The organism is Microthrixaceae bacterium, assembly GCA_016702505.1.
Taxonomy (GTDB): Bacteria; Actinomycetota; Acidimicrobiia; order Acidimicrobiales; family Iamiaceae; genus Aquihabitans.
Window position 1 is genome coordinate 159043 of the sequence record JADJDU010000010.1, and the last position, 13776, is coordinate 172818.

Below are 13776 nucleotides of genomic sequence, written 5' to 3' on the forward strand. Positions count from 1 at the left end.
TCAACCCAAATCACTGACCACTCAGAGTGTTGACCTTTGGGGGGCTCGGGCTTAGGCTTGTGGACATGGCAAGCACCCGGATCACCCAGGCAGCGATAGCACTACTCCTCGCAGTGGTGGTACTGGTGGGAGGTGGGGCCGCCTCGGCCCAGGAGAACCCCGACTACACCGCGCCAGCCCCAGAGGTCACGGTTACCGCGCCGCCCATCCAGCCGGTGCGCTCCACCCCTGCGGCGCCCTCGGCCCCGACCCAGACGCCCATGCCGGTCACGGGTGCAGATGTCGTCCAGATGGTACTGGTCGGTGGGGCCCTGATAGCGGGCGGCGCCGGCTTCATGGCACTGCGGAGGCGTTCGGCAGTCTGAGGACCAACGAACCAGAGTTGTCCCCCCGATCGAGGCCGGCCCGAGGGTCGGCCTCGATCGCGTCTCGGCTGTCACCGACGACGCCGGGCCAGGAGGGGGTCGACGGCGGCGGCAAAGGCGGCGATGGCGGGGGGAGTCCCCCCGTGGTCGGTCACCCGGAACGGTTCGGGGTCTTCCATGGCCTCGTCCAACAGCCGGGTCAAGGTGTCTTCGTCCTCGGCTAGGAATATCTGGTCTCGGGCAGCCATCCAGCGGGCGAACGTGACCTGATGTCCATCGACGTGTTCACCCAGATCGGGTCGCCGGGGAACCACGATCGGCCGGTGGCCACAGGAACGAGCATCGACGATCCCGGCCGGCCCTCCCTGTACGACCACCACGGTGGCGGCGCGCATGGCGGCCATCAGGTCGTCGTAACCCATCATGTCCACCGACCTGGCCGTATCGGGCCGAGCCGAGGTGCCCCGCTGTATGAGCACATCTATGTCGCGGTGGTTGGCCGCCCAACGGTCGACCCACTGAACCAGGCGATCGAAGCGGTGGTGATCGGTGCCCACGCTCACGACCACGGTGGTCACAGCAACGGACCGATCAGGATGGAATCCCGGTACAGATCCTGCTGCTCGGGCCACTGAACCAGGAATCGGCTGGTGAACGGTCGGCACAACCGGCCGGTGAGCGTAGGGCTGTCGATCCGGTCGAACACCTCCACGTACACCGTTGGGATGCGCAGCAGTCGGGCCAACACGAAGAAGGGAAAGGCCACGCCGGCACCGCTGGATACCACCAGGTCAGGTCGCAGTCGCGGTACCAAGCCGATGGCGAGACCGAGGTTGCGCACGAGGTTCTTGAGGTTGCGGGTGGTCGGGTGGAACGCCCAACGGACGTCTTCGTCTCCCAGCAGGGATTGGGCATCGGGTTTGTCGAAGGTGACCCAGGTGCGGTCGAGGTCCTCCCACCATGGTCTGAGCCGCAGCAGATGCGTCAGATGACCGCCCGAGGAGCAGACGAACAAGATGTGGGCCCGATGGGCTGAGGTATCCACTCCGACCGACGGTAGCGGTCCTGGTCGCGACGGCGACCGGACTCCACCGGAAGGCTCTGCCCTTCGGTGGATCCAGGCGAAGCGGTAGGTCGCTGGTTTCCGGGTCGAGGGTGGAGATCCGTACCCTCGTTACACCATGATCCGCCTCGATGCCGCCACCTTCATGTTGCAATGGGCTGTCGGCGGGCTGTTCTTCACCTGGGTTACCACCCGTCGTCGAGAGGTAGGCCTCGGGTACGGCTGGATGATGCGCTCCGTGTACGGCCTCATGGCCGCGGGTTCCGTTGCCGTAGCGCGGGTGGTGGGGCCGGTGCCGGTGCGAGATGTGGCGGCGCTGGCCGTCGTGGTGGCGACGGCCGCGGCCTTGGTGGTGTCGATCCAGCGTCGAGCCGCGGGGGTGGCCGGCCAACGAGGCGAGGTGGAACGGCGTTCGGCTCGAGTGGCGGCCATGACCGGAATCGACCGGGACGTGCAGAGGTTCGATACCTCAGCCCCCGAGTTCCCACCGATCCTGGACCTGGTAGCCCCCCTCGTCGGAATCGTCGGCTTGGTAGCCGGCGGAGTCGATGCCGGTTCACCGACGTGGCTGTCGGTGGCCCGGGTGCTGGTGGGAGCGGCCTTCCTCGGGGCGGTCACCGATGCGATGCTCCTCGGCCACTGGTACCTGGTGCAGCCCGGTTGGCCCGGGGCCCACTGCTCGAGTTGGTGCGCGTCACCGGCTGGATATGGCCGGCCCACGTAGCGGTGATGCTCATACCGCCGGGCATGATCTCGGTGCTCGACGGCACCGTCGACGACCGCTACGGCGGCATCCTCGGTTGGATGTGGGTCACGTGCGCGGTGACCACTCTGGGCCTGGTGGTCGTCACGAGGATGGCCCTGAAGGAGCGGCAGTACTCGGCGGTGATGGCGGCCACGGGGCTCTTGTACCTGGCCATCCTGACCGCCTTCGGCCAAGACCTGGTGGCCCGAGCCGTTCTCGGTTGAGGTGGGTCAGGTGCGGACGGCGTCCGTAGCTGCGATGCTTGAGCCATGCCTCGCGCCATCTGGCACGGATCCATCAGCTTCGGACTGGTCAGCATCCCAGTCCGGCTGTTCCCGGCCACATCCCGCAAGACCGTCCGCTTCAACCAGATCGATACCCGCACTGGGTCGCGCGTCCGTCAGAAGCGGGTGTCGGAGGCCGACGGCTCCGAGGTGCCTATGGAGGACATCGCCAAGGGCTATGAGTTGTCATCGGGGCGCTACGTGGTGATCACCGACTACGAACTGGCGGCCCTGGATCCCGAGGCCAGCCGCACCATCGAGCTGCTGGAGTTCGTCGACCAGGCGTCGATCAACCCGATCGTGTACGACTCGGCGTACTTCCTGGCCCCCGATGAGGCCAACGTGAAGCCCTACGCCCTGTTGCTTCGGGCGCTGACTGAGGCCGACAAGGTCGGGATCGCCCGGTTCGTCATGAGAGGCAAGGAGTACCTGGCCACCATCCGGCCCGACCACGACAAGCTGGTTTTGTCCACCATGCTCTACGCCGATGAGATCCGTGGGGTGGAGGACATTCCCGGGCTCGATGTGGTGGCCCGAACCGAGGTGAACGACAAAGAGGTGGCCATGGCCAACCAACTGATCGCCAGCCTCGATGCCGAGTTCGATTCCGCCGCGTTCGAGGACAGCTATCGACAGAAGGTCCTCGACCTGATCGAGCGCAAGGCCGCTGGCGAGAGCGGCTTGGTCGAGTTGCCGACGCCGAGGGAGGAGAACAAGGTCATCGACATCATGGCGGCGCTGGAGGCCAGCGTGGCTGCGGCCAAGGCCGCCCGTGCCAACCAGGGCGTAGGTGCGGTGGCCAATGCCGATGCTGATGCCGAAGCTGATGATGTGGGCGACGGTGACGGATCCGGATCCGATGCCCGACCTGAGGCGGCCACGAAGAAGGCACCGGCCCGCAAGGTCGCAGCCAAGAAGGCGACACCACGGGCCCGCAAGTCGGCCTGAACGGTCGAGACCCAATGGCCACCAACCGGGTTCCGGTCGAGATCGAGGGCAGGAGCCTGACCGTGTCGAACCTGGACAAGGTCTTGTACCCGGAATCGGGGTTCACCAAGGCTGAGGTCATCGACTACTACCTGCGAATCGCGCCGGTGATGCTCCCCCACATCGCTGATCGGGGTGTGACCCTGCGGCGCTTTCCCGACGGGGTGGAAGGCGAGGGATTCTTCGAGAAGCGCTGCCCCGGCCACCGCCCCGATTGGGTGTCGACGGTGCCGGGCCCCGGGGATCGCAACGGCACCATCGGGTACTGCCGCTTCGATACCGCGGCGGCCCTGGTGTGGGCAGCCAACCTGGCTTCCATCGAGATCCATGCCCCCATGGCTCGGGCCGATGACATCGATGCCCCGACCATGGTGGTGTTCGACCTCGACCCGGGGCCCGGCACTTCGATGGTGGAGTGTTGTGAGGTGGGCCTGTGGATCCGTGACACCCTGGCTGGCCTCGATCTGGGGTGTGCCGCCAAGACGTCGGGGTCCAAGGGTTTGCAGGTCTACCTGCCGCTCAACACCCCCCACAGCCATGACCATGCCGGATCGTTCTCGCTGGCCGTGGCCCAGGTCCTGGAGAGGGCACACCCGTCTCTGGTGGTCACCAACCAGGCCCGCGCCGCTCGGAAGGGGCGCATCCTGATCGACTGGAGTCAGAACAGCCGCCACAAGACCACCGTCGCCGCCTATTCACTGCGAGCCCGACCGCACCCGACGGTGTCCACCCCGGTGAGGTGGGACGAGGTGGAACGGGGGGCCGGAGGTTCGTCCCTGAGCTTTCAGGCTGCCGATGTGCTGGCTCGGATCGGTGAGCTGGGAGACCTGTTCGCAGGGGTGTTGACCGCGCAACAGCGGCTTCCGTCTCCCCGTTGAGGAGTCTCGGACCGAGTCGAGCGCGTTCACAGGATGACTTCCGCTGCCGATGGTAGGGGCGTGCCCGATCTACTAATGCGGTCCACCAGCCCCTACGGCAGTCGACGGGCAGTGTTGTTGCGGAGCCCAACCGACATCTACCTGTATCTGGAGGACGTCACGGGGGAGTCAGACGAGACGACCTCGGCGGTTTGGGTCGCCAACACCGCGGTCGCCCCAAACGGCGACGAGAACCCGGTTCAGGATGAGGGCGGACCTCCTCGGATGGGAGCGTCCGGAACCGCTCACCCCGAGGGTTGCCCGCCGCTGCGCGACCTGGAGCTGATCTGGTTCGAGGAGGGTGACGGTGTCGCCCTGGTCGATCCCGATGGGATTGTTGCTGTGATTCCCGGCTGGGCTGGGCGCGAAGACTTCTACGGCTACTCGCGCTACGCCGTGGGTCACACCCCGATCGCATGGCAGCTTGGTGAGGATGCCATGGCGCTGCTCACCGAAAAGGTTGGTGAGTCCCGCAACTTCTGGACCTGGCGCACCGGGCCTGGCTGGGGGGAGGTTCGGTCCACCGGCCTTGCCCACTTGGACGGCAAGATCGGACCCCAGGACGCCATGTGGCCGCTGGGTGATGCGTTGTTCCCCGAGATGGTGGCCACGCGTCACCGCTACGGCGATCGCGACATCTGGATCACCGCCACCACCGGACTGTCCGCTCAACGCATGGCTGGGGTGGAGGAGTACGTCGACCAACCCGACAAGGCGGCCCGGATCGAACTGGCCATCGCCAGGGCCGAGCCCGATCAGCATGGGATGGAACTTCTCAACGCCTTGGCCCAGGTGCCTTTTGGCCGCTGCACCTGGCTGGGAGAGGGTCACACCGTGGGTGGTGCGCCGGGCTCGTTTCCGGCCTTTGGCATGGACAAGGTGGCGCTCCTCCTCACCGCCAGACCACCTCAGCAACCCGATCTGGCCCCGCCGGATCTCAGAGGCCTGGCCCGCCGAGGCGACCCGGTCACCTACCTCTGGGTGATGCTGATCGACGAGGAGACCTTCGGGATCGCGCGTGGTCGGGATTCACGCAATGCGCTTCGTCACCTGCAAGACACCGGTCGGATCTGGGTTCAGTAGGCCGACACCCCGGACTCAACGTGCCACGAAGTACTTGGCCTTGGGGTGGTGGCAGATGATGGCGCTGGTGCTCTGCTCGGGGTGGTATTGGAAGCCGGTGTCCTCGTTGACCTCGATTCCGATGCGGTGGGCCTCCAGGAGGTGGGCCACCTTCTCGTTGTCGGTGAGGTCGGGACAAGCCGGGTAGCCCCACGAGTAGCGACCGCCGCGGTATTGCTGACGGAAGAGCCCGGCCAGGTTGGGCCCGTCCTCGTCTACGAAACCCCACTCCTGGCGGACCCGGTGGTGCCAGTACTCGGCAAGCGCCTCGGCCATCTCGACCCCGATGCCGTGGAGCATCAGGTAGTCGTTGTACTGGTTGGCATCGAACAGTTGCTTGGTGCGCTCCGACACCCGTTCACCCATGGTGACGATCTGGAAGGCCACGTAATCGACCTCATCGGAATCGATGGGCCGGAAGAAGTCGGCGATGCACAGGTGCGGCTCTCGGGTGGAGCGGGGGAACGGGAACCTGGTCAGTTCTCGATCCCGTGACTCGTCGGCCCACACCACCACGTCGGTGCCGTCGCCGTTGGCAGGCCAGAAGCCGTACACGACCTGGGGTACGAGCAGGTCCTCGGCGCGGGCCTGGGCCAACTGCTCGCGTAGCAGTGGACGGAGCCGGTCCTTGAAGGTGTTGTCGTCCTCTCCATCCTCGGGGCGGTAACCCCACTGGTTGCGGAACAGGGTGGTCTCGTTCAGGTACGCGGCGATCTCGTCCAGAGGGATCCCCTTTACGATCCTGCTCCCGGTGAAGGGAGGTACGAACACAGGGTTGTCCAGTTCGACCTCGGGGGAGCGGGCCGGGAGGGCGGCCAGCTCCTCGGCGGTGGGCGCGTCGTGCAAGCGCGATGGAACCTTGGACTCAGATGGGACCCGACCCCAGTCGGGGTCGTCGGAGGTGGGGTCGCGGCGGATCGAACCGAGGCGGTCCATGACCCGAAGTCCCTCGAAGGCATCCTTGCCGTAGAAGAGGCGACCGTCGTAGACCTCTCGTAGGTCACGTTCCACGTAGGTCCGGGTGAGGGCGGCCCCGCCCAGCAGCACCGGGATGTGGCTGAGCTCGCGGGAGTTGAGCTCTTCCAGGTTGTCTCGCATGATGAGGGTGCTCTTGACCAGAAGACCGCTCATGCCGATGGCGTCGGCCCCGACCTCGAGGGCCTTCTCGATCATCTCGGCGATCGAGATCTTGATGCCGATGTTGTGGACCTCATAGCCGTTGTTGGTGAGGATGATGTCGACGAGGTTCTTGCCGATGTCGTGGACGTCACCCTTGACGGTGGCCAGGACGATCCGCCCCTTGCCGGCGTCACCATCGACCTTTTCCATGTGGGGTTCGAGATGGGCGACCGAGGTCTTCATGGTCTCGGCGGACTGCAACACGAACGGGAGCTGCATCTCGCCAGCACCGAACAGTTCGCCCACCACCTTCATGCCGCCGAGGAGGTGCTCGTTGATGATGTCCAGGGGGCTGATGCCCTCGGCCATCGCCAGGTCGAGGTCCTCGATGAGACCGTCTCGATCGCCGTCGATGATGCGGTGGTGCAAGCGCTCACCTACCGGCCAGCCGGACCGGTCCTCCTTCTCCACCGTTTGGACCTTGACGTCGGCGAAGATCTCGAGCAGGCGGGTCAGCGGGTCATATCCGGGGTCCCCTCCTGACAGCGCTCCGGCGGTGCCACGGCGGTCGTAGATCAGGTCGAGAGCTACGTCCTTCTGTTCCTCGGGGATCCGGCTCAACGGCAGGATCTTGGAGGCGTGCACGATGGCGGAGTCCATGCCAGCCTCGACGCATTCGTGGATGAATACGCTGTTGAGGACGTGACGGGCTGCTGGGGAAAGGCCGAAGCTGACGTTGGATACGCCCAGCGTCGTGAAGCAGCCCGGGATCTCGGTCTTGATGCGCTTGATGGCCTCGATGGTGGCCATGGCGTCGCCGCGGAGGTCGTCGTCGCCGGTCGACAACGGGAAGGTGAGAGCGTCGAAGATGAGGTCGCTGGTCTCTAGGCCGTAGGTGTTGACGGCCAGGTCGGCTATGCGGTTGGCGGCGCGGACCTTCCACTCGACGTCTCGGGCCTGGCCCTCCTCGTCGATGCACAGGCAGATGACGGCGGCGCCGTACTCCTTGGCCAGCTTGAAGACGCGATCGAGCCGCGATCCTTCGGCGAAGCCGTCCTCGAGGTTGGCCGAGTTGAGGATGGCTCGGCCGCCTACGCGCTGGAGCCCGGCCTCGATGACCTCGGGCTCGGTCGAGTCGAGGACTAGGGGCGCGTTCGCCTGGGTGGCGAACCGCTTGGCCACCTCGTCCATGTCGGTGGTGCCGTCACGGCCCACGTAGTCGACGCAGACGTCGAGGACGTGCGCCCCTTCCTTGACCTGTTGGGAGGCCATGGCAGTGCAGGTGTCGTAGTCGCCGTCGAGCATCGCCTCACGGAACTTCTTGGAGCCGTTGGCGTTGGTGCGCTCGCCGATCATCAGGAACGACGTGTCCTGGTGGAGGGCCACTGGGGAGTAGATGGACGTGACCGACGGCTCGTGAACCGGGTTGCGGGGTGCGGGGGTGAGCCCGGGGGCCATCTCGGCCAGGAGCTTGATGTATTCGGGGGTGGTGCCGCAGCACCCACCGATGATCTGCACGCCGAGTTCCTCGACGAAGCGGCGCTGATGGTCGCGCAACTCCTCGGCGGTGAGGTCGTAGTGCATCTTTCCGTCGACCACCGAGGGCAGTCCGGCGTTGGGCAACACCGAGATCGGCATTCGGGCGTGGTGGGACAGGTGGCGTACGTGCTCTCCCATCTCGGCTGGACCGGTGGCACAGTTGAGCCCGATCACGTCCACCTGAAGCGGATCGATGGCGGACAGGGCGGCGGCGATCTCGGTTCCGACCAGCATCCGGCCGGTCAACTCCATGGTGACCTGGGCTTGGATCGGTACCTGACGACCGACCTTGGCCATGGCTCGGCGGGCCGCGATGACCGATGCCTTGAGGGCTAGCAGATCGAAGTGGGTCTCCAGGATGAACAGGTCGACGCCGCCCTCGAGCAGGGCTTCGGCCGCCACCTGGTAGTGATCCCTCAGGGTCGCGAACCCGATCTGGTCGAGGCTGGGGGCTTTGGTACCCGGTCCGAGGGAACCGGCCACGAATCGGCGATGGCCGGGGGTGGAGTAGCTATCGGCCACCTCGCGGGCCAACACGGCATTGGCCTTGGCGATCTCGTGGGAGCGGTGGGCCAGGTCGTACTCGCCCAAGGGAACTCCGAACGCGCCGAAGGTGTTGGTCTCGACCACGTCGGCGCCCACCTCGAAATAGGCGCTGTGGAGGGCCCGGATGACGTCGGGTCGGGTGACGCCCAGCAGGTCGGTGCACCCTTCGAGTGCCTCGCCTCCGTAGTCGTCGGCGGTGAGGTTCTGGGTCTGGAGCCAGGTGCCGGTTGCCCCGTCATAGACCACGACTTTTTCCGCGATGAGGTCGAGAAATTCGCTTGCCACGGCGGAGACCCTACCGGCCGAGGCTCGAGACACCCCTTCCAGATGACGCCGTTAGGCTCCCCACCGCATGAAGGTCTACACACGCAAGGGCGACGACGGCACCACCGGGCTCTACGGCGGCGGGCGGGTGGCCAAGGATTCGGCCGCGCCCGAGGCCTATGGCACGGTCGACGAGGCCCAGGCCTGCCTGGGTATGGCGAGATCGGAGTGCGAACCCGCCGGGGAGTTGGACGGATTGCTGGTCGGGCTCGAGCGCGACCTCTGGGTGCTCATGGCCGAGTTGGCCACTGATCCCTCCAACCGCCACAAGCTGGCCGAGGGGATATCGCTGGTCACCGCCGAGATGGTCGCTCACCTCGAAGAACTGATCGACGACATCACCGATCGCTTCGACGCACCCACCGAGTTTGTGGTTCCCGGTGAGTCCCGCCTTGCCGCTCTGTTGGACGTGGCCCGCACTGTGGTGCGTCGAGCCGAGCGGCGCTGTGTCGGGGCGACGATCGAGGGATCTCAGGTCGGCCCCTACCTGAACCGCCTCTCGGACCTGCTGTGGACCATGGCCCGCTGGGTCGAGGGCGAATCCCTGCCATCTCGCAGTACATAGACGAACAACCCTCTGACCGGACCTGACCAGGACGTGAACCAGTGCCCCTGACCATCTCGTTGGACCATGCCGCAACTCTGGCGGCCGTCAACCCCGGCACGGTGCCGGCCCCCGAGGGAGAACCTTTGGTCGCCCTCGGGGTCAGGAGCGGGCAGGTAGACGAGGACGCGCCGGGTGTGGATCCAGCGCTCCTGGCCGCCTCGGGTTTCACTGGTAACCAAGCCCAGGCGATGCTGGCCGTCACCGATGCTGGTCCTCGTCTGCTGGTTGGTCTGGGCGACGATGTCTCGCGGTGCTCGTTCCGTCGAGTTGGGGCGGCCGCGGCCCGAGCGGCGCGATCGACCGGGCATCTGGTGGTCGACGTTCTCGGTCCGGTCGATCCCGGGGCCCGACCGGGCGCGGCCGAGGCTCTGTCTGAAGGGTTGGCCTTGGCCAGCTACACCTTCGACCGCTACAAGGACCGGCCCGCAGACGTTCGCCTGGCTCGGGTGACGATCTTGGGGGCGGGAGGCCGAAAGGTCACCGACGCGGTGGCCTCGGGGGAGCGCACGGCTCAGGCCGTGGCCCGCGCTCGCGACCTGGTGAACACCCCTGGCGGTGACCTCACCCCGGTGGCATTCGCCAAGGCGGCGCAGGAACTGGCCCGCGACCACGGTCTCGGTTACGAGGTCCTGGACCGCAAGGGCCTGGCCCGTGAGCGGATGGGCGGGTTGTTGGGGGTCAGTCGAGGCTCGGCCCAAGAGCCGCGCCTGGTGAAGCTCACCCACGACCCCGACCGACCCCGCGGTCATGTGGTCCTGGTGGGCAAGGGCATTACCTTCGATGCCGGTGGCCTGTCGATCAAGACGTCGTCGGGCATGGAGTGGATGAAGACGGACATGGCCGGGGCCGCAGCAGTGGTTGCGGCCATGTCTCTGGTGTCGTCGGTGGCCCCGAAGATGAAGGTCACGGCCTATATCCCGCTCACCGACAACATGCTCGGTCCTGACGCCACCAGGGTTGGCGACGTGCTCCGCACCCGCAACGGCAAGACGGTGGAGGTGCTCAACACCGACGCCGAGGGCAGGCTGGTGCTGGCCGATGCGTTGGCGTTGGCGGTGGAGGATTCGCCTGACGCCATCATCGATGTGGCCACCCTGACTGGAGCCTGCATGGTCGCCCTCGGTGACCGGACCGCCGGCTTGATGAGCAACCACGACGACCTTGCCCAACGGGTGGTGGACGCAGCCGAGTCGAGCGGGGAGGCGGTCTGGCGTCTGCCGATGCCCGACCATCTCCGTCCGACGCTGGATTCGGAGGTGGCCGATCTGCGCAACATCGGTACCGGTGCCTACGGCGGTGCCTTGGTGGCGGCGATCTTCCTACGGGAGTTCGTGGGTGGCATTCCGTGGGTGCACCTCGATATAGCGGGGCCGTCCTCGAGCACGTCTCACTACGACGACATCACCCGGGGCGGCACCGGTTACGGCGTGCGCACCCTGGCTCGCCTCCTGGTCAACTGGACCAAGTTGCCCCGGGCGTGACGCGGATCAGCTCAGGCCGGTAGCGGCGGGGCGCCTGCGGAACGGATCAACCGAGGTCGAGGCTCGGCCTCGATCGGAGAGGTATCTGGCGCGGGCTGATGGCGACGTTCGTGGGCCCAGCGGAGTGCGTCGTGGGCCAGCGCCGGGTGGAACTGCCAGCGGTGGAGTTGGCGCTCCACCTGCTCGTCGGACTCACCTATCTCGATCAGGCTGAGCGCGAGCCGGCGGGCTCGCCGCCGGAGTTGTTCGACGTCGGGGTGTCGTCGGCTCTCCTCTTGCCAGCGCTGGTGGGTGTCGCGGACGTGGCTGGGTAGGCGGTCGAGCTGGACCCGCGTCAGAGGGGGGATGCGGGGGTGCACGGCGAGGGTGTCGTGGCCGACGTGGCGGGCGAGTTTGAACTTGGCGGCTCGGGCGATGGCCCGCAGGAAGGGGGTGTTGCGGCCACCGGCGAGGCCGAGGCCGAGGGCGCTGGCGGTGGCGGCCACGGGGAGCTCGAAGCCGTCGGGGTTCTGCTCGAGTCGGTGGGCCACGTGGCGCAGGAACAGCGTTGTGGTCGGGCCGAGGATGGGGAGCCAGAACTGCTCCACGTACGTCGACCGGGCGTCGTGGCCGTGCTGGTCGAGAAGCGGGTCCAGCCAGGTGGAGATCTGGATGGCATCGGTGGGTAGCGAGTGGATGGCGGGGGGAAGTGACACGAGGTCCTCCGGGGGAGCCGGCGCACGGGCCGGTGGGCTGAGGAGACGGGGAAGATGTTTCATGTAGTTTCATGTTCTTTCCACCCATTTGTCAACTGTCGGGAATCCCTGGTCTGGATCGATTGTTGACCTCACAGGTAGCCTTTTGCACACCCCGGGTCCGTCGGCCCGGCACCGATCGCCGCACTTCCCCAGAGGACCCACCATGGCCAGCCTTCGAGACCTCCTCGAGTCGACCAAGTCAATGATCCGGGAGGTCACCACGGCAGAGGCCGATGACCTTCGGCTGGCACCCCGCGCCGTCACGCTGGACGTGCGCGAAGCCGACGAGTACGAGCAGGGTGCCCTGCCCCGCGCCATCCACATTCCGCGGGGCACCCTCGAGACCACCATCGAGATGAAGGTGCCAGACAAGACCACGCCGCTAGTGGTGTACTGCGCTGGCGGTACCCGCTCGGCATTCGCGGCCCGGACCCTCCAAGACCTCGGCTACACCGACGTGGTATCGGTGGTCGGCGGCTTCAACCGTTGGAAGGACGAAGATCGAGACTGGCTGACCCCGGCCTCGCTCAACGCCGAGCAACGGAACCGCTACAAGCGCCACCTCCTGCTGCCCGAGGTGGGGGAAACCGGTCAGCAAGAACTGCTCCAGGCCAAGGTGCTCCTGCTCGGTGCCGGTGGGCTCGGGTCTCCCGCTGCCCTCTACCTGGCCGCCGCGGGCGTCGGCACCCTGGGCATAATCGACATGGACGTGGTCGACGCCTCCAACCTCCAGCGCCAGATCCTCCACAACATGGACCGGATCGGAGACCGCAAGGTCGACTCGGCCAAGAAGACGCTCACGTTGTTGAACCCCGACGTGAACGTGGTGACCCATGACGTGCGCCTCGGCGCCGACAACGTCATGGACATCCTGGCTCAGTACGACATCGTGGTGGACGGCACCGACAACTTCCCGACCCGTTTCCTGGTCAACGACGCCTCGGTGAAGTTGGGCATTCCGGTGGTCCACGGATCGATCTTCCGCTTCGAGGGCATGGTCACCGTTTTCGACCCCAAGAACGGGCCCACCTACCGAGACATGGTCCCCGAGCCGCCGCCCGCCGAGCTGGCCCCGAGCTGCGCCGAGGCCGGGGTGCTGGGCGTGCTGCCCGGAATCGTCGGCTCCATCCAGGCCATCGAGACCATCAAGCTCATCCTCGGGCTCGGCGACCCCCTCGTGGGCAGGCTGTTGGCCTATGACTCCCTGGAGCAGAGCTTCCGGGAGTACAAGGTGCGCGTTGATCCCAGCAACGAGATCACCTGGGACAACCGGGACCGCATCGTGGTGGCCGAGCTAGACGGCATGTGCGCGCCGTTGCCCCTCCAGCCCCCGCCGAGCTGATCGAGGATCAGGGGACCTCGGCGGCTACTACCGTCCAGGGGAACGGTTTCTGGACGGAGCGAACCCGGAACCGTCGACCCACGAGGGCGGCGAAAGCGCCGCTGCCCCAGTGGTTGATGTGGCCCGGCGTGTTGCCCAGATCGCCGATGTACTTGCCCCGGGCCAGGTTGGCGACCCGCCAGATGGGTTCGCGGGGTACCGACACCACCACATCTCGACGAGCGACACGGGCCAGTTCGGCCAACGCCAACTCAGGGAAGGGGACATGTTCAAGGACCTCGATGGCCAGGACCAGGTCGAACTGACCATCCCGGAACGGAAGGCGTCCGATGTCGCCGAACAGGGGAGAGAACCGGGCGTGGTCCCAATGGGCGGCCAACTCCGGGTCCGGAAGGTCCAGGCCCACCACTGTGGCGTCGGGCCAGCGGGAGGCGATTCGGCCCGTCACCTCACCTTCGCCCACGCCGACCTCCAAGATGTAGCTGGGGGAGGTGGCCGGTAGGGCGACGTCGAGGGCTCGGAAGAACCCATCCATGAGCCGCTGTTCGACAGGGTTCTTCGACTTGTACTTGTCGTAGGTGTTGCCGGTCGGCACCAC

The 13776-nt window shown here is 66.5% G+C and carries 12 protein-coding genes and 1 pseudogene; 8 read left to right on the forward strand and 5 right to left on the reverse strand.

Going from position 1 to position 13776, the window contains the following annotated elements:
* Positions 1 to 65: 65 nt before the first annotated feature.
* Positions 66 to 365 (forward strand): LPXTG cell wall anchor domain-containing protein, encoded by a 300-nt coding sequence (locus IPG97_11785; GenBank protein ID MBK6857197.1) that lies wholly within the window; start codon positions 66 to 68, stop codon positions 363 to 365.
* 71 nt (positions 366 to 436) lie between these two features.
* Here the strand turns inward: IPG97_11785 and IPG97_11790 are convergent, their stop codons facing one another.
* Entirely contained in the window at positions 437 to 943 is a 507-nt protein-coding gene (locus IPG97_11790; protein ID MBK6857198.1) for a glycosyl transferase family 28, read from the reverse strand.
* Positions 940 to 1410 (reverse strand): UDP-N-acetylglucosamine--LPS N-acetylglucosamine transferase, encoded by a 471-nt coding sequence (locus tag IPG97_11795; protein MBK6857199.1) that lies wholly within the window; start codon positions 1408 to 1410, stop codon positions 940 to 942. The genes IPG97_11790 and IPG97_11795 overlap by 4 nt, the downstream gene beginning before the upstream one ends.
* Before the next feature lie 136 nt (positions 1411 to 1546).
* Between IPG97_11795 and IPG97_11800 the strand changes: the two are divergent.
* The 4 genes and pseudogenes from IPG97_11800 to IPG97_11815 all read left to right on the forward strand — a co-directional run bounded on the left by IPG97_11800 (position 1547) and on the right by IPG97_11815 (position 5444).
* Positions 1547 to 2397 (forward strand): annotated as a pseudogene (locus IPG97_11800) (hypothetical protein).
* A gap of 45 nt (positions 2398 to 2442) precedes the next feature.
* Complete coding sequence (locus tag IPG97_11805; protein ID MBK6857200.1) at positions 2443 to 3405, forward strand: Ku protein; 963 nt, start codon at positions 2443 to 2445, stop codon at positions 3403 to 3405.
* 14 nt (positions 3406 to 3419) lie between these two features.
* A complete protein-coding gene (ligD, locus tag IPG97_11810; GenBank protein MBK6857201.1) occupies positions 3420 to 4322 on the forward strand; it encodes a non-homologous end-joining DNA ligase in 903 nt (300 codons plus the stop codon).
* Between the two features lie 60 nt (positions 4323 to 4382).
* Positions 4383 to 5444, forward strand: coding sequence for a suppressor of fused domain protein (locus tag IPG97_11815; GenBank protein ID MBK6857202.1), 1062 nt, complete (start codon positions 4383 to 4385; stop codon positions 5442 to 5444).
* A 15-nt stretch (positions 5445 to 5459) separates the two neighbouring features.
* On the opposite strand, the gene metH is transcribed toward IPG97_11815, so the two are convergent.
* Positions 5460 to 9005, reverse strand: a complete 3546-nt coding sequence (gene metH / locus IPG97_11820) for a methionine synthase (GenBank protein ID MBK6857203.1) — start codon at positions 9003 to 9005, stop codon at positions 5460 to 5462.
* A 34-nt stretch (positions 9006 to 9039) separates the two neighbouring features.
* On the opposite strand from metH, the gene IPG97_11825 reads away from it, so the two are divergent.
* Positions 9040 to 9576, forward strand: a complete 537-nt coding sequence (locus tag IPG97_11825) for a cob(I)yrinic acid a,c-diamide adenosyltransferase (GenBank protein ID MBK6857204.1) — start codon at positions 9040 to 9042, stop codon at positions 9574 to 9576.
* Positions 9577 to 9617: 41 nt separating this feature from the next.
* Positions 9618 to 11099, forward strand: a complete 1482-nt coding sequence (locus tag IPG97_11830; GenBank protein MBK6857205.1) for a leucyl aminopeptidase — start codon at positions 9618 to 9620, stop codon at positions 11097 to 11099.
* Between the two features lie 11 nt (positions 11100 to 11110).
* On the opposite strand, the gene IPG97_11835 is transcribed toward IPG97_11830, so the two are convergent.
* Positions 11111 to 11794, reverse strand: a complete 684-nt coding sequence (locus IPG97_11835; GenBank protein ID MBK6857206.1) for a hypothetical protein — start codon at positions 11792 to 11794, stop codon at positions 11111 to 11113.
* A 205-nt stretch (positions 11795 to 11999) separates the two neighbouring features.
* On the opposite strand from IPG97_11835, the gene moeB reads away from it, so the two are divergent.
* On the forward strand, positions 12000 to 13178 hold the full coding sequence (moeB, locus tag IPG97_11840) for a molybdopterin-synthase adenylyltransferase MoeB (GenBank protein ID MBK6857207.1): 1179 nt from the start codon (positions 12000 to 12002) through the stop codon (positions 13176 to 13178).
* 7 nt (positions 13179 to 13185) lie between these two features.
* Here moeB and IPG97_11845 read toward each other — a convergent pair whose 3' ends face one another.
* Positions 13186 to 13713: a class I SAM-dependent methyltransferase gene (locus IPG97_11845; GenBank protein ID MBK6857208.1), complete on the reverse strand. Its 528-nt coding sequence runs from the start codon at positions 13711 to 13713 to the stop codon at positions 13186 to 13188.
* Between the last annotated feature and the right edge of the window lie 63 nt (positions 13714 to 13776).

Bases quoted from the DNA above. Each gene is read 5' to 3' on its own strand.
- IPG97_11785 (MBK6857197.1), top strand. From the start codon at position 66: ATGGCAAGCACCCGGATCACCCAGGCAGCGATAGCACTACTCCTCGCA.
- IPG97_11805 (MBK6857200.1), top strand. From the start codon at position 2,443: ATGCCTCGCGCCATCTGGCACGGATCCATCAGCTTCGGACTGGTCAGC.
- ligD (MBK6857201.1), top strand. From the start codon at position 3,420: ATGGCCACCAACCGGGTTCCGGTCGAGATCGAGGGCAGGAGCCTGACC.
- IPG97_11825 (MBK6857204.1), top strand. From the start codon at position 9,040: ATGAAGGTCTACACACGCAAGGGCGACGACGGCACCACCGGGCTCTAC.
- moeB (MBK6857207.1), top strand. From the start codon at position 12,000: ATGGCCAGCCTTCGAGACCTCCTCGAGTCGACCAAGTCAATGATCCGG.
- IPG97_11845 (MBK6857208.1), bottom strand. From the start codon at position 13,713: ATGGATGGGTTCTTCCGAGCCCTCGACGTCGCCCTACCGGCCACCTCC.